The following is a 15,367-nucleotide window of genomic DNA, read 5'->3' as shown; positions in this document are numbered from 1 at the left end:
GGGCATCCAGTTCTCGTACGACAAGAGCTGAGCCGCGACGGCGCCTGCCGTTTCGCGCGGTTGCGCCGGTCCGAAGCACGGCCGGCGCAACCGCATCGCCACACCGCATCGGCGCGCGGCGCCGGTGCGCTTCTCCCGACCGATTACGAATACGAACGCGCCATGGTCGACTATCTCCTGTTCGCGGGCCGCTTTTTCATCGCATTGATGTTCGTGCTGAGCGGCATCAACAAATTGCTGTTCTTCCGGCACGGCCTCGACGAAGTCCGCGCGAAGAACCTGCCGTTCCCGCACGTCGCGCTCGCCAGCACGATCGTCGTCCAGCTCGTGTGCGGCATCGCGATCATGGCCGGCTTCCAGACCGCGCTCGCGTCGCTGCTGCTCGCCGTGTTCACGCTCGCGACCGCGATCGTGTTCTACGACTTCTGGAACCAGCAAGGTACGCAGCGCACGCTGATGCTGACCGGCTTTCTCGAACACATCAGCATCATCGGCGGCTTCATCGTCCTGATTGCCGCCGGCCCCGGCCGCCTGGTCACCGTCGGATGAACCGCATCCGCCCGCACGCGCACGAGATCGGAGAAACGAACATGACGCAACTGCACATCGTCGCGTTCCGGTTCAGCGAACGGGACGCCGTCGACATCGTGGAGGTTCATCGCGTCAGCCGGATCGCCTGACGCGTGGCCGCCGCGCCGGCAGACTGCGCGCGCTGCCGTTCCCGAATCGCGCCGCCCGCGTGGTGGCGCGAGCGATTGTTCCATGCACGGAACACTGAGGACCGCGCGGCCCGTCTATCGACACGCGATACGTTCCTCTACGCTTGGTTCCATACGGACTCCCGACGGCGACACGGCCGCGTGAACCGCGGCGCCCACGCTGCCCCCGGCCGCGCGAGGCCGCTCGCGCCGCGCCCGGATGCGGGCGTGTCGAGCGCGCGTCGCGATCCCGCGTGGTCCGGCGACGTCGGTGCGTGCCGCCACGCATTCGTCCGACGAATCGCGACGCCTGCATACGCGAACGCACGGCAGACGGCCGTCCATGACCCATGCCCGACGACACTCGGACCGCATCATGAAATCCCTGAACATAGACGATATCCAGGCCTTCCTGTTCGCCGTCGAGCGGCAGAGCATCACCGAATCCGCCCGCCGGCTCGGCCTGTCGAAGTCCGTCGTCAGCAAACGCATCAGCGATCTCGAACGCACGCTCGGCGTGCAGCTGCTGATGCGCTCGACCCGCAACGTGACGCCGACCGAAGCGGGCGTCACGTTCTATCGCGCCGCGTCCGAATCGATGCGCCGGCTCGTGGACGTCGCCGAGCAAGTCGCCGAACGCTCGCATGGACTGTGCGGCGAGCTGCGCATCACGTCGCCGGTCAGTCTCACCCGCCGCTGGCTCGGGCCGGCCGTGGCGAAGTTCGCCGCCGCGCATCCGCAGCTGCGCGTCACACTGGAAACCGACGATCGCACGGTGAGCCTCGAAGTCGAGCGCTTCGACGTCGCGATCCGCTCCGCGCGGCTGCCCGACAGCGCGCTGATCGCGCGCCGCGTCGCCGCGTGCGAGCGCGTCGTGGTCTGCAGTCCCGGCTATCGCGCGGCGCACGGCGAACCGGCCGCGATCGACGCGCTGCTCGAGCACCGCTGCCTGAACTACAGCCATGCGGCGCCATCCGCGACGTGGACCTTCACGACGCCCGGCAGCCCCGGCAAGCCGCGCGCGGTCACCCCGGGCAGCGCGTTCCTGTCGAACAACGGCGAAACGCTGTGCGACGCCGCGGTGCAAGGCATCGGCATCGCGATGCTGCCACGCTATATCGCCGACGAATACCTGCGCGACGGCCGGCTGGTGCGCGTGCTCGCCGATGAAACACCGCAGGACGAAGTGATCTACGCGGTCTATCCGCGCAATCCGTATGCGAGCAACAAGCTGAAGCTGTTCATCGAGCACGTGCGCATCGCGCTGCTCGATCCGCCGTGGTCCGCCGCCGCGGACAAGGAGCTGCACGCCGAAACGCTGTCGACCGATTCCGTCTGACGCGATGCACGCCGCCTTGTCGAACCCGTCCCGACCGACCCGCCCTGCCGCCACGCCATGCCACCGGACAAGCGCGCGCTGACGCGGCCCTCCCACGCAGCATCCGCCGCGCGCACGCTGCTCGACCTGAGCCGCGAATACGCGCGAACCGACGGCGCGCGCCTGATCCATGTCGCGAAGACCATCGTCGCGGTCGTGCTCGCGATGGGCGCGTCGATGCGGCTCGAGCTGACGGCGCCGCGCACGGCGATGGTGACCGTCGTGATCCTGATGATGCATCAGCACAGCGGAATGGTGATGGCCCGCGGCTTCTATCGCGGCATCGGCATGCTGATCGGCAACCTCGCCGCGATCGTGCTGATCGCTGCGTTCCCGCAGGAGCGCGTGCTGTTCCTCACCGCGCTCGTGCTGTGGATCGGCTGCTGCACGTGGGGCGCCGCGTACTTCCGCAACTATCAGTCGTACGGCTTCGTGCTCGCCGGCTATGCGACGTGCATCGCCGCGCTCCCGTCGATCGAACGGCCGTACGACATCATCGCCAACGTCGTCACCGGGCTCGGCGAAGTGTCGCTCGGCATCCTGTCGGCCGGCGTCGTCAGCGCACTGATCCTGCCGCGCCACGTGCGCGCGATGCTGATGAAGACCGGCGAGGATCACTATGCGGACTTCATCGGTTTCGTGCGCGCCGCGCTCACGCAGACCTTACGTGACGACGAGCGCGGCCGCCGCTACCTGCGGCTCCTCGCCGCGCGCGCGCAGCTCGAGAACCTGCGCAGCGCCGCCGTGTTCGAGGATCCGGATCTGCGCGCGCGCAACGACATCATGACGCGCATGGCCGGGCAGTTTCTCGACGCCGCCGCGCGCTTTCATGCGCTGCACCAGTATCGCGCGCGGCTGGATCGCGCGGCCGACCCTCGCGCGGCCGACGTGCTGTCCGCCGCCTGCGACGACGTCGCGCGCGTGCTGCCGCCTGACGATCCCGCTCGCGCGTTCGACCTGCGTGCCGTCGAACAGCTCGTCGATGCGCTCGACCATGCGATCGCGCGGCTGCCGGACGGCCACGAGCCGGGAACCGCGCCCGCCGCGCGCGACGCGCTGACCGGCGTGTCGCTGCTGCGGCAGGCGCTCGACAGCCTGCGCGCGTACCTCGCGGACTTCATCGCGATCCGCCGACAGCCTGCGCCGGCGGCAAGCGCGTCGGGTCCGGCGCGCGCGCCGGCGCGAATCGTCACCACCGCGAACCGGATGGTGTCCGCCGCGGCAGGCTTGCGCGCGATCGTCGCGGTGTCCGCGGTGTCGCTGTTCTGGATCGCATCGGGTTGGACCGGCGCGGCCGGCGCCGTGGTGTCCGCTACGATCGCCAGTGCGCTGTACTCGATCATGCCGGCACCGGCCGCGGCGACACGTCAGGTCGCGCTCGGCTGCACCGCCGCGTGGCTCGCGAGCGTCGCGTTCAATTTCGTGCTGCTGCCCGACATCGACGGCTTCGCGCCGCTCGCCGCGGCGCTCGCGCTGTTCGTCGCGGTCGGCGCGTATCTGAATTCGTTTCCGAAGACGGCCGCGTTCGGTCTCGGCTTCAACATCTACTTCTGCTTCCTGACCAACATCACGAATCCCGGCGTCTATGCGCCCACCGCGACGCTCGATGCCGGCTTCTCGTCGATTCTCGGTATCGTCGCCGCGTCGCTCGCGTACTCCGTCGTCGCGCCGTATGCCGGCGACTGGGCGACCGGACGCTATCTGCGCGCGTTGCGCCGACTGGTGTCGGTCGATGCGTGTTTCGGCGAGCTGGCCGGTCTGATGCCGCGCTTCGACGCGGGCGTGCGCGATTTCACGCTGCAGATCGCCGCCCGCCCGGCGACCGGCCCTCTCGGTCAGCAGGAGCTGTTCGCGTGGAGCTTCGCATCGCTCGAGATCGGTCGCAGCATCGTCGATCTGCGCACCGCCGGCGCAGCCGCACCGCCGGACAATGCATGGCATGCGCACGAACGCGCGCTGTGCACGGCGGTTGCGCGCGTGTTCGAGCAACCGTCGCCGGCGACGCTGCGCGATGCCGGGCGCGCGGCGACCGACGCGCTCGCCGCGCTGAACGCCGCGCCGCCGCTCACGGGCGCCACCGCGTTTCACATGGCCGACTGCGTTCACTTCATTCTCGTGTCGCTGCAATCCAATCTCGTCCCGCTGCAACGTGCGCCCGACCCTTCCACCGAATCCGATGATGCGCACGCCTGATCCCGCGCGCCGCCGTGCGGCACGCTCGCCCCGTCCCCTCGCCGCACGCGCCGCCGCGGCGTTTGCCGCGCTGTGCGTCGGTGCGTGCGCGCATACCGGCGGCATCGCGCCGCGCGCGGCGCTCGTCGATGCCGCCGCCGTCGCGAACGGCATGCCCGCGACCGCGTCGCAGGCAGCATGGCCGCGCGACGACTGGTGGCGCGCGTGGCACGATCCGCAGCTCGATGCGCTCGTCGCCGACGCGGTCGCCGGCAGCCCCGCGCTGCGTGTCGCGCAGGCACGCATCGACCGCTACGCCGAACTCGCGCGCGTCGCCGGTGCGTCGCGCTATCCGACGCTCGCCGCGAACGCCGACTTCGGCCGCACGCGCTTTGCACGCTTCGCGAGCCCCAGCCCGCCGGGCGGCAACACGGTCTGGAACAATTCGGTCGGCGCGAATCTCGGCTACCCGCTCGACCTGTGGGGCAAGCATCGCGCGCAACGCGAAGGCGCGCTCGACAGCACGCTGGCGGCCGAGGCCGACGCGCGCTTCGCGCGGCTGACGCTCGAAACCGCGGTCGTGCGCACCTATGTCGCGTTCGCGAAAACGTACGACCAGCGCGACGTCGCGTTGGCGACCCGCAAGCGCCAGCTGGACGTCGTCGACATCATCGCGCGCCGCTACCGCGCCGGGCTCGCGAGCCGCTTCGAACTCACCCAGGCCGGCACGCCGGTCGCCGCGACGCGCGCGCAGATCGAGGAACTCGACCGGCAGCTCGCCGTGCTGCGCAATGCACTGGCCGTGCTTACCGGACGCGGGCCGGGCGCCGGTGCCACGCTCGCGCGGCCCGCGCTGAGGCTCGACGTGCCGGTTGCGCTGCCGGCGAATCTGCCGGCCGAACTCGTCGGTCACCGGCCCGACATCCGTGCCGCACGCTGGCGCGTCGAAGCGATGGCGAAAGGGATTCACGCTGCGCACGCGGACTTTTATCCGAACATCGACCTGATCGCGAGCGCCGGGCTCGCGTCGGCCGCGTTCGGCGGCTTCTTCACGTTCATCAACAACGATGCGATGACGCACGGTTTCGGCGCCGCGATTTCGCTGCCGATCTTCGACGGCGGCGTTCGCCAGGGCCGCTACGGCGTTGCGGTCGCCGACTACGATCTCGCGGTCGAGACGTACAACGAGGCGGTGCTCGCGGCGTTTCGCGACGTCGCCGACCACGTCGTGTCGCTGCAATCGCTCGCGCGACAGCAGGCCGATATCGACGCGCAGAGCGCGTCCGCGCAACGCGCGTTCGACTACGCGGCGCAGGGCTATCGCGCGGGCCTCACGGATTACCTGAACGTGCTGTCGACGCAAACCGAGCTGCTGCAGGCGCAGCAGGCGCTCGCCAATGTGCGCGCCGCGCGCCTCGACACCTGGGCGCAGCTGATGATGGCGCTCGGCGGCGGTGTCGAATCGGCCGGCAACGAGGCCACCCGGCCGCCACCGCAAGGAGCAGCCGATGTTCGCTGAATTCCCGATCGCGTCACTGCTCGTGCCCGGCGTACTGCCCGCATTCGTCGGCTGCGGCGTGGCGTTCTGGATCGTCGATCGCGTGTTCGCGCGCACCGGGCTGTACCGGCACGTGTGGCATCCGGCGCTGTTTCGCGTGTCCGCGTTCGTGTGCCTGTTCTGCGGTGCCGGCCTGCTGCTGGCCGGATGATGGATCTCCCTGCATCGAATCGAGTCGACATGCGTGCCCAAACCTGTTTCCGCGTCGCGGCCACCGTGCTGCTGTTCGTCGTCGCCGTGCTGCTCGCCCACGCGCTGTGGAATCGCTACATGTATGCACCGTGGACGCGCGACGGCCGCGTGCGCGCCCGGGTCGTCAACATCGCGCCGGACGTGTCGGGCATCGTGACCGACGTGCTCGTCGCCGACAACCAGCCGGTGCGGCGCGGCGACGTGCTGTTTCGCATCGACGCCGAGCGCTTTCGCTACGCGCTTGCGCAAGCCGACGCGCAGGTCGATCTGCGCAAGGCCGAGCTCGACATGCGCCGCCAGCAGGCATCGCGCCGCGCGCAGCTCGACAGCGCGGTGATCTCGGCCGAGGTGCGCGAGGACGCCGGCTCGGCCGCGCGCCAGGCGCAAGCCAGCTTCCAGGCCGCGCTCGCCGCACGCGACGTCGCGCGCCTGAATCTCGCGCGCAGCGAGATCCGCGCACCGGTCGACGGCTACATCACGAACCTGAACCTGTATCCGGGCGACTATGCGACCGCGGGCGTCGCGCGGCTGGCGCTGATCGATGCGCATTCGTACTGGGTCTACGGCTATTTCGAGGAAACCAAGCTGCCGCAGGTGCACGTCGGCGATCCGGCCGAGATCCGGCTGCTGTCCGGCGGGCCGTCGCTTGCCGGGCACGTCGAAAGCGTCGCGCGCGGCATCAGCGATCGCGACAACCCGGCCGGCTCGACGCTGCTCGCCGACGTCAATCCGATCTTCACGTGGGTACGGCTCGCGCAGCGGGTGCCGGTCCGCATCCGGCTGGACGCGATGCCGGCCGACGGATTTCTCGCAGCGGGCACGACCTGCACGGTCACGCTGCGCCCGGCGTCGCACGCGTCGGCGCGTAACGCCGCGTCGGACGCGCGTCCGTGACGCCGGTGCGCAACAGGATGCTGCCGCGCACGCCGGTGTTCGATATCGGGCAACACCGTGTTCCATGCCGCGCGCCTTCCGGCGGCCCCTCGCGCGCTCGTACACTGGACGTTCGCCTGCGGTCCGGACGGTGCGCCACGCCGCCGCTCCGTCCGTTCGCGAATCCCGGACCGGTCGCGCCGAACGTATGCGGTCCCGATCGATCCGATCGATGCCGGCGTCGCCGGTCAGCAGGAGGCTCGCCATGATGTTCAGCGTCACTCATGAATCGCCGTGCCCGACGCGGCGGCCGACGCCGGGCCGTTCGTCGCCGCGCGATGCGCAGCGGCATCGCGCCGGTCGTTTCGACGGCGGTCGATCATGCTGACCGTGTCGTCCGTCGGCATCGCGCCGCGCACATCGTTACCGGGCCGCAGCCAGGTTCAGGTCACGCTGCTCGAGTGGTCGCACGAAACCCTGCTCGTGCGCTGGGTCGAAAGTGGCCGCCTGCACTACGGCGAACAGAAATGGCGGCGCTCGGTCGCGCGGCGTGACGGACGATGCGCCTATTCGGGCCGCGCGATCGTGCAGGGCGAAGCCGTGTTTCGTCCGACCGGCCGGCCGCGGCCCGCGAATCATCTCGCGATGATCGCGGCCGACGCGGTCGCGTCGCTCGAGACGTGAGGCGCGACGAGCGTCGGCATGCGGCGGAACGATGCTTGCTTCAACCGGGACGGGTTCGCGCGAGCGGGTGCAGTGCCGTTAGGCCTGCCAACCACGCCCGGCGCAACGTCCGTTTCGCATTCCGGCCATCCGGACGCGTGCGGTTTCGCCGGATTCGTTGATTGCCGGGCGACAGTGCGTCACGCGGAAGCCGGCTTATCGCTCAACGCGTTCGCGCGTATCGTCGCGACATGCTGCTCCATACCGGCGACGTCATTCACGGCGTTCGCCACCCGGCCGTTCGCGCACGTGCGGGCACGGCCACCGAAATAAAGGAAACCGATCATGGAATTCGTACTGGACCACTCGCTCGACGACGACACTGCCCGCGCGGTCGAACATGAAATCTGGCGCGTCGACCCCGACGCAAAGGTCGAGATCGATCGCGCGACGTCGCACGTGAAGGTCGACTCGTGGCTGTTCCCCGAGGAATTCGTCGTTGCGTTCGAGGACGCCGGGTATAGCGTGCGGATCAAGGATCACTGACGTGCATCGCCGCGCGGGCGCGGCACGCGCACGCCTTCACGTCATGCCGGCGACGACAGCCGCGCCGACCGTGGCACCACCGCTTACCCGCCCACCTTGAATGCCGGCAGCTGCTGCCCGAGCCGCGCGCCCATTTCCGCGCCGAGCGCCTGCAGCGCATTGAACGGACGGATCATCACCTCGAATTCGACGATCCGGCCGTCGGCGTCGAAGCGGATCATGTCGATTCCCTTCAACCGCTTGTCGCCGATCGTCGCGCTGAATTCGAGCACGACGCTCGTGCCGTCGTCATCGGCGAACTGGCGATGGTATTCGAAGTTCTCGAGGATCGTGACGACCGTGCGCAACGCGAGCAGCAGTGCGGGCGCCGGCCCGTACGGCTTGAACGCCATCGGCGAGCGGAACACCGCGTCCGGATGAACGATCGCGTGGAGCTCGCCGAAATCCTTGCGTGCGAGCATCGCGTGCCAAGCGTCGAGCGATTTCGCGACGGCGGGTTGCAGATTCGATAATGGTTGCATGCTCAACGACTCCGATAACGTCACACAAAAATATTCGGCGATCGACGACGGCGCCCGACCGGGCCGCCGCCGTGTCGTCCGGCGCCGGCGCGTTCACGCGTCCGGCAGGATCACGATCTTGCCCTTGACCTGCCGGTTCGCCATCCGCGCGATCGCGTCGGCCGCGGCCGCCAGCGGCACGCGCTCGGTGATCGCGGGCCGGATCTTGCCGGCAGCGAACCACTGCGCGAGCTGACGCATGTTCGCCGCATGCTGCGCGGGATCGCGCCGCACCGCGTCGCCCCAGAACACGCCGAGGATGTCGCGCTCCTTGAGCAGCGCAAGATTCAGCGCGATCTTCGGGATCTCGCCGGCGGCGAACCCGACCACGAGAAACCGCCCGCGCCACGCGGTCGCGCGCAGCGCCGCCTCGCTGTATGCACCGCCGACCGGATCGTAGACGACGTCGGCGCCGCGTCCGCCGGTCAGTGCGTCGACGCGGCGCCGCAGGTCTTCGGTCGCATAGTCGATCGTGTCGTCGGCGCCGGCTGCGCGGCACAGCGCGAGTTTCTCCGCGCTCGATGCGGCCGCGATCACGCGCGCCCCGAGCGCCTTCGCGATCTCGATCGCGGCCAGCCCGACACCGCCGGCCGCGCCGAGCACCAGCAGCGTTTCGCCGGCCTGCAGGCGCGCGCGCTGCTGCAGCGCATGCAGCGACGTGCCGTACGCGAGCACCAGCGCCGCGCCCTGCTCGAACGTCATGCCCGGCGGCAGCGCCGCGATTTGATGCACGTCGGCCACGCACTGCTCCGCGAAACCGCCATGACCGGTGAACGCGACCACTTCGTCGCCCGGCCGCCATTCGCTCACGCCGTCGCCGACCGCGTCGATCACGCCCGCGAATTCCGCGCCGGGCGAGAACGGCAGCGCCGGCTTCACCTGGTACAGTCCCTGCACGATCAGCGCATCGGGAAAATTGAGCGACGCCGCCTTCACGCGAACGCGCACCTGACCGGCAGCCGGTTCGGGAATCGCGACATCGTCGATGCGCAAGCGGTCGATCGGGCCGAAGGCGGTACACAACAGGGCTTTCATGTTCGTCTCTCCTCGCGCGGCCTGCCCGCGCATCGATACGTCAGCGGGCCGCGCTGCGCGACCGGCGTGCGCCGCGATACCGTCCATCATCCGTGCCGCATGGCGCTCAGAACCACGCGTCGCGCATGTCGAGTGTCGTCGTGTCGACGCTCGCCAGCAGGTCCAACTGCGCATCGACCTTCGGCAGTTCCCAGCGAAAGAAGAAACGCGCGGCCGCACGCTTGCCGTCGTGGAAATCGCCGTCGCGCCCTTGCGTCGCGAGCGTCACGTCGAGCCACAGCCACGCGACGACCAGATGCCCGAACGCTTCCAGATAGACGCTCGCGTTCGCGAGCCGTACCTGCGGATCGCCGAGCGCGCCCATCGCGCGCGTCACTTCCAGAAGCCGTGCCCAGCGCTGTGCCAGCGCATCGGCGTGCACGCGCGCGTCGCCATTCGCAGCCCGCGCACGGTCGATCGTCGCACCGATGCGCGCGTCGAGCGTGCGCAACAGCGCGCCGTCGTCCTGCGCGACCTTGCGGCCCAGCAAGTCGAGCGCCTGGATGCCGTGCGTGCCTTCATGAATCGGATTGAGGCGGTTGTCGCGATAGAGCCGTTCGACCGGATAGTCGCGCGTATAGCCATAGCCGCCGTGCACCTGGATCGCGAGATCGTTGGCCGCGAGGCACCATTGCGACGGCCAGCTTTTCGCGATCGGCGTCAGGATGTCGAGCAATTGCGCGGCTTCGGCACGGACTTCCGCGTCGTCATGCGCGCGCGCTTCGTCGACCAGCCGCGCGCAGTACAGGATCAGCGCGAGGCCGCCTTCGACGTACGCCTTCTGCGCGAGCAGCATGCGCCGCACATCCGGATGCGCGACGATCGGCGCCTGCGGCGCGGCCGCATCCTTGCCGGCCGGCCCGAGCGGGCGCCCCTGCGGCCGGTTGCGCGCATAGTCGAGCGCGTGCAGGTATCCGGTGTAGCCGAGCGCGACCGCACCCGCGCCGACGCCGATGCGCGCCTCGTTCATCATGTGGAACATGGATGCGAGGCCGTGATTCGGCTTGCCGACGAGATAGCCGATCGCGCCGGCGCGTCCGTGCGGACGGTGGCGCGTGCCTTCGCCGAAGTTCAGCAGGCAGTTGGTCGTGCCGCGATAGCCCATCTTGTGATTCAGGCCGGCCAGCACGACGTCGTTGCGCTCGCCGTGCGCGGCACCGTCGTCGGCCGGCAGGTACTTCGGCACGATGAACAGCGAGATGCCGCGCGTGCCGGGCAAGAGCCGGCCCTGTTCGTCGGGAATCTTCGCGAGCACCAGGTGGACGATGTTCTCCGCCAGTTCGTGTTCGCCGCCCGAAATCCACATCTTGTTGCCGGTGATCCGGTAGCGCGGGCCGAGCGGCGATTCGCCGTCGAAGTCGGCGCGCGTGACGATATCGGACAGCGACGACCCGGCCTGCGGCTCGGACAGGCACATCGTGCCGAAGAAGCGCCCTTCGAGCTCGGGGCGCGCGAACGCGTCGATCTGCGCGGGGGTGCCGTACGCGAGCAGCAGGTTCGCGTTCGCGACGGTCAGGAACGGATACGCGGCCGTCGCGATGTTCGCGGCCTGGAAGAACAGGAACGATGCGGCTTCGACGAGTTTCGGCAGCCGCATCCCGCCGAACGCCTCGTCCTGGCCGGCCGCGATCAGGCCGGCTTCCGCGAACGCCCGCACGGCCGGCTCGACTTCCGGGATCAGCGTCACGCGCTCGCCGTCGAAGCGCGGCTCCTCGCGGTCGCCGCGCGCCGCATGCGGCGCGAACAGGTCGGCCGCGATCCGTTCGCTCGTGTCGAGCACCGCATCGAACGTCTCGCGGCTGTGCTCCGCATAACGCGGCAACGCCGCGAGCGCCTCGGCATCGAGCCAGTCGTACAGCAGGAACGCGAGATCGCGTCGCGACATCAGCAGGCTCATCGCGACGCCCTCCGCGCGGCCGGCATTCCTCGCGTCGCCGACCGCCGCCGATGCACGGTCCGGTCGATCTGCAGGTGCTCGATCGATGCATGCTCCATCACGTCTGTCTCCTGCCGGGCGGCGCGTCGGCACGCCTGTCGGCACCGGTTGCCGGCGCCGGAATGATTGGTCGGTGACTGCAAGTGCTTGCGGGAATTTAGCACGATCGTTCGAAAGCGACAATGCTGAGTATCGTGGGGGCCGATCTGTGACTGGAGACGGTCGGTCGTGCGCCCACCGGGCTCAGCGCCGGCAGCGCGGTCGTGCGCCGGCTCACTCGCCCTGCTCCGCGCACGACCGCCGATCAACTCGCCTTGTGCTTCCCCGGTTGATGCGCGATCGGCAGGCTGCGGATGCGCGTGCCCGTCGCTGCGAAGGTCCAGGCCCCGGATTCAGAACTGCGCCGTGATCTGAAACCCGACCGTTACGCGTGCCGTCTCGAAGCCCGACGGCTTGTAGACAGGCGTACCGGCGAAAAGATCGTATGCATAGGCGCCGAACCGCGTGCCGACACTGCCTTTCACGCCGATCACCGCACCGGCCAGTTGCGTGCCGACGAGTGCGATCGGCTGCGGCCCCCATATGCGGCCATAATCGAGCCCCGCATAGAGCGCCTGCCCCGTCTGCCCAATCGGCGCCTGTAGCTCGTTGCGCCAGTAAAAGCCACGTGCCGCCGCCAGCATCGTCTCGCCGTCGAAACCCCGAACCGTGTAGCGACTGCCGATCGTCAAGTCATCGATGTAGTACAGCGTGTTCCCGGTGTACTGGCCGTGGAGTGTGCCGACATAGCGGAATGGCTGCTTACCGATCGCAAAGGGCACCGCCAGGTTCGCGTCGAGCGCTGCCATCTTGAAGCGATAGGTCGGCCCGCCCCCCGCGGCGAACGCATCGTCCTGAGCGCCCAATCCACCGACCCCTTGACGATATGCAAGCGAGCCGTCGAACTGCGCGCCGCCGAAATAGTGGCGATCGGTCAGGCCGAGCTCAATCATCGTGTTATTGCGGCGCTGCTGTGAGATTTCGGTGTCTTCGATGAAGCTTTGCCCGAAACGACGCGACAGGCGAACGTACGCACCGAACACATCGTTCTGACTACGCGACAGCACGCGGCCCAGCTTAAAATCGACCGTCTTCGAATTGCCGCTCGCGATGAACGTCTGGTTCACGCCAGCGATTTGCTGGTAGTACGTGTTCGTGTAAGCCGAGAGCGTTGCTGTCCAGTAGCCCCACGGAATCGAGTAGAAGCCGTTCCAGCCGTGCGAGCCAAGGCGCTTGTCGCCGAATTCGAGATCCTGGCTGACGCCGACGTTAAACACGTCGTTCAAGCCGAGCGGATTGTCAATGCCGAGCGACAGGTTGCCTTGCAGCTTGCCGGTCGCGCGCGTGCCGGCGTTGTCGACCGACGCGACGACCGTCCACGGCTTGCCGCGCTTTACGTCCAGCACGACGTCGCTTTCGCCAGGAAGTTCGCCCGGAACGATCTGCATCGACACGTCCTGGCTCGATACGCGTTTCATTTGCTCGAGGCCCTGTTCGAGGTCGCGCAGGTTCAGTACCTCACCGTCGCGGGTGGGGAAAGCGGTTTTCCACGTGCCGCGGAGCTTTTCGTCGGCGAAGCGGACGTAGCGGATCATGCCGGGGATCAGCGAAAGTTTGAGCGTACCGGTCGATAAGTCCTGCTCTGGAACGAGCACCCGCGTAGTGACATAACCTCTTGCCAGAATCGCCTGCGACAGCCCCTTGATCAGTACGTCAATACCTTGTTTGCCAACGCATTGACCAGCGTAGTGGCCCAGCCATTCCCGGGCGAACGCAAAGCGATCCATCGGTAAGGCGGATGCGCCTTCGGCCTTCGCTGGGTCGGGCAACGAGGCCGGAACGTCGAGCGTGAAGCGGTCGATAGGAAAACACGGCGCTTCGGTGGGAAGTGCTGGATATGCTTCATTGCGCGGCAATTCAGAACGAATTGAAGGCGCGCGCACCGCCGCGTCGCGTTGCTGCGCGTCGCGTTGCTGCTGTGCCTGCCGGTCCTGCGCCGCGTTCGCGCGAGCGGCCGCAGCTTGGTCGGCGGGCGTCGAGGCTTGCTGTGCCTGAACGGTGATCGCCATCAAAGCGGCGAACGGCACGGTCGCCAGCTGTTTGGTTATTGTCATTTGGTGATTAGTTTTTATACTGGCTCGATACCACGTGGCTATTTGGCCGCTTTGCCGACCTCAATCGTAAACACAAGGTCTTCGAAATCCGGGTCACCCATGCCGTCGCTGCAATGGAATACGATATGGCGATCGTCTTTTTTCACCAACATCCCAGAATTTCCAATCCATGCATGCGGAACATCATCATATTTCCAAACATTCCAAACTTTAATGGCAGCCTTTCCGCCCTTATTAATCGTGACGTTCATCGGAATATGTTTAGGGCTATGATCCGCCCATATGAAAAAATCCTTCAAAATTTGATTATTAACCTCAACATTGCAATTCTCTGCCTTTATTTTAACGCCTTGAATTGACGATTTTTTACTTGATATAAAATCAAGAGACAGTGCTGTTTCACCAGAAGACACATCGACCTCATACAAGCTGTATATTTCCCGACCGTCAACCTCAATTTTGGGTGCTCTAGCTTCTTGGAAGCGCTGCGCTAATGAGATGTTCGTCATGTCAATATCCTGGCCTCTCGATACGGATCTACTGTTGCATGGTCTTGCGGCTACCGAGGCACAAATTCCAGCGTGCTGAACAGCATCATGAAACCACTACTTATCACAGGCCAGCACAAGTGCGTCGTCTGGGTTCGGCTCGGTGGCGAATCTCGGCGTTCATTTGATTCTTCTATACCGTAAACTTCCCAATCGCGTTGCGCACGACCTCTTGAAATTCTCCGCGGTTCAAAATAACTTGCCGAACACTGCTGATGTCCTCGTGGACGCCGACGATCAGCTTTGCCTGCTCTCCAAGCTCCACAAGAAACAAGTAATGCCCTTCATCAGAGAGGCTCTCCGGTGATACGAGATGCGTGAAATCGCTGACTTCAGCATCCGAATCTAGTGAAGGAAACGCGAGTTTGCAAAGCCGCCGATATGCGAGATCCGGTGGCAAATTAAATATTTCCTCGTTTTCGACAGAATGATCTATGGCGTGCAGCAGACTCAGTCCATGAAGATCAACTCCGATCGTAGACCGCAGGGACCAAATCAGCTCTCCTGCAATGAAACAGCCAAAACATCCATTCTTGAAACTATCTGTCGACCAAGATTCAACTGAGTCGAACCAAATGGCGAACGTGTCCGGGTTGCCAAATAACATTTACTTCCCCTTAAAACCGAGTGATCGTCTGACGTCGATCGGAATCTTCGAAACGTTGAGCGGCGCGGACGAATCGCCAGTAGAACCCGACCAGTGATAAACGCCATTCCCGTCCGAATAGAACCGATTGATGTTGCCGCGAGAGTCGATAGCATAACGCGTGTTGTCCCCGCCCGGAATTGATGAGTTAAACAGGTCCAACGAATTGCTGGGTTCAGTACCTGCGTTAGGTCGATTTCCCGGCATTCCGAGCGTGTGTTTCGGGTTTGACGCGACCTGAAGACCATTGTCAGCAGTGACAGTTTCCGGAATCGGCAAACGATTGTTACTCCCTCCCGTTGCCGCAATGACGTAATCAACGAGTCCCTTTATCTGATCCGGAATGATCGCCGTAATCCAGTCGCCGACT

15 protein-coding genes and 1 pseudogene are annotated in these 15,367 nt (G+C 66.5%); 8 read left to right on the top strand and 8 right to left on the bottom strand.

Going from position 1 to position 15,367, the window contains the following annotated elements; genetic code table 11:
• The first annotated feature begins 60 nt into the window (after positions 1–60).
• The 7 genes from Q3A80_RS31490 to Q3A80_RS31460 all read left to right on the top strand — a co-directional run bounded on the left by Q3A80_RS31490 (position 61) and on the right by Q3A80_RS31460 (position 7,555).
• Positions 61–549 (top strand): DoxX family protein, encoded by a 489-nt coding sequence (locus Q3A80_RS31490; protein WP_446332678.1) that lies wholly within the window; start codon positions 61–63, stop codon positions 547–549.
• 534 nt (positions 550–1,083) lie between these two features.
• Positions 1,084–2,037: a LysR family transcriptional regulator gene (locus Q3A80_RS31485; protein WP_446332677.1), complete on the top strand. Its 954-nt coding sequence runs from the start codon at positions 1,084–1,086 to the stop codon at positions 2,035–2,037.
• 57 nt (positions 2,038–2,094) lie between these two features.
• A complete protein-coding gene (locus Q3A80_RS31480) occupies positions 2,095–4,269 on the top strand; it encodes an FUSC family protein (protein WP_446332676.1) in 2,175 nt (724 codons plus the stop codon).
• Positions 4,256–5,767, top strand: coding sequence for an efflux transporter outer membrane subunit (locus Q3A80_RS31475; RefSeq protein ID WP_446332675.1), 1,512 nt, complete (start codon positions 4,256–4,258; stop codon positions 5,765–5,767). Before Q3A80_RS31480 ends, Q3A80_RS31475 begins: the two co-directional genes overlap by 14 nt.
• Positions 5,757–5,957 carry a DUF1656 domain-containing protein gene (locus Q3A80_RS31470; protein WP_446332674.1) on the top strand — a complete coding sequence of 67 codons (201 nt, stop codon included), beginning with the start codon at positions 5,757–5,759 and terminating at the stop codon, positions 5,955–5,957. Before Q3A80_RS31475 ends, Q3A80_RS31470 begins: the two co-directional genes overlap by 11 nt.
• Positions 5,958–5,986: 29 nt before the next feature.
• Complete coding sequence (locus Q3A80_RS31465; RefSeq protein WP_446332673.1) at positions 5,987–6,892, top strand: efflux RND transporter periplasmic adaptor subunit; 906 nt, start codon at positions 5,987–5,989, stop codon at positions 6,890–6,892.
• Between the two features lie 360 nt (positions 6,893–7,252).
• Positions 7,253–7,555 carry a DUF3331 domain-containing protein gene (locus tag Q3A80_RS31460; protein WP_446332672.1) on the top strand — a complete coding sequence of 101 codons (303 nt, stop codon included), beginning with the start codon at positions 7,253–7,255 and terminating at the stop codon, positions 7,553–7,555.
• Between the two features lie 179 nt (positions 7,556–7,734).
• On the opposite strand, the gene Q3A80_RS31455 is transcribed toward Q3A80_RS31460, so the two are convergent.
• Positions 7,735–7,881, bottom strand: coding sequence for a hypothetical protein (locus Q3A80_RS31455; protein WP_446332671.1), 147 nt, complete (start codon positions 7,879–7,881; stop codon positions 7,735–7,737).
• On the opposite strand from Q3A80_RS31455, the gene Q3A80_RS31450 reads away from it, so the two are divergent.
• Positions 7,880–8,080 (top strand): hypothetical protein, encoded by a 201-nt coding sequence (locus tag Q3A80_RS31450; RefSeq protein WP_014897382.1) that lies wholly within the window; start codon positions 7,880–7,882, stop codon positions 8,078–8,080. The genes Q3A80_RS31455 and Q3A80_RS31450 overlap by 2 nt on opposite strands.
• 83 nt (positions 8,081–8,163) lie before the next feature.
• On the opposite strand, the gene Q3A80_RS31445 is transcribed toward Q3A80_RS31450, so the two are convergent.
• From Q3A80_RS31445 to Q3A80_RS31415, 7 genes and pseudogenes are all read right to left on the bottom strand, one after another.
• On the bottom strand, positions 8,164–8,601 hold the full coding sequence (locus Q3A80_RS31445) for a nuclear transport factor 2 family protein (protein WP_446332670.1): 438 nt from the start codon (positions 8,599–8,601) through the stop codon (positions 8,164–8,166).
• 93 nt (positions 8,602–8,694) lie between these two features.
• Complete coding sequence (locus Q3A80_RS31440; RefSeq protein ID WP_446332669.1) at positions 8,695–9,675, bottom strand: NADPH:quinone oxidoreductase family protein; 981 nt, start codon at positions 9,673–9,675, stop codon at positions 8,695–8,697.
• A 106-nt stretch (positions 9,676–9,781) separates the two neighbouring features.
• Positions 9,782–11,611 (bottom strand): acyl-CoA dehydrogenase, encoded by a 1,830-nt coding sequence (locus tag Q3A80_RS31435; RefSeq protein ID WP_446332668.1) that lies wholly within the window; start codon positions 11,609–11,611, stop codon positions 9,782–9,784.
• A 431-nt stretch (positions 11,612–12,042) separates the two neighbouring features.
• Positions 12,043–13,803: a ShlB/FhaC/HecB family hemolysin secretion/activation protein gene (locus Q3A80_RS31430; protein WP_446332667.1), complete on the bottom strand. Its 1,761-nt coding sequence runs from the start codon at positions 13,801–13,803 to the stop codon at positions 12,043–12,045.
• A gap of 38 nt (positions 13,804–13,841) precedes the next feature.
• Entirely contained in the window at positions 13,842–14,312 is a 471-nt protein-coding gene (locus Q3A80_RS31425) for a hypothetical protein (RefSeq protein ID WP_446332666.1), read from the bottom strand.
• 172 nt (positions 14,313–14,484) lie between these two features.
• The gene (locus Q3A80_RS31420; protein ID WP_446332665.1) at positions 14,485–14,958 is read right to left on the bottom strand and encodes an immunity 42 family protein; all 474 of its coding nucleotides are present in this window, start codon (positions 14,956–14,958) and stop codon (positions 14,485–14,487) included.
• A pseudogene (locus Q3A80_RS31415) lies at positions 14,959–15,367 on the bottom strand (hypothetical protein); the annotation flags it as partial.

Source organism: Burkholderia sp. SR8 (assembly GCF_052851275.1).
Note: the sequence above shows the minus strand (reverse complement) of the source record. Positions and strands in the feature narration are given on the sequence as shown.